Here is a 282-nt window from a genome sequence, read left to right as displayed (position 1 = left end):
GCTCAGGGCCGGCCACACCTTACCCAGTGCCGGCAGCAGTACCACGTGGCGAAACGCTTCGAAGCGCGTCATTGCCAAGGCCGCTGAGGCTTCCAGTTGCCCGCGCGGTATGGCCTGGATGCCGGCACGGATGATCTCGGTGGAATAGGCACCCAGGTTGATCACCATTGCCAGCACGGCGGCTTGCCACTCCGTGATTTTCAAGCCCAGCGACGGCAGGCCGAAGAAGATGAAGAACAGCTGCACCAGAAATGGCGTGTTGCGGATCAGCTCGACGTACAC

The 282-nt window shown here is 61.7% G+C and carries 1 protein-coding gene; it reads right to left on the bottom strand.

Annotated elements, in window-relative coordinates; translation table 11 throughout:
• Nucleotides 1–282, bottom strand: a 282-nt coding sequence (locus AC0L20_RS40860) for an ABC transporter permease subunit (protein WP_473295801.1), incomplete at both ends; no start/stop codon positions are given.

It is taken from the genome of Bradyrhizobium sp. Kon58, from assembly GCF_055807455.1.
The sequence above is the reverse complement of the archived record's forward strand: the minus strand, read 5'-3'. Positions and strand labels throughout refer to the sequence as shown.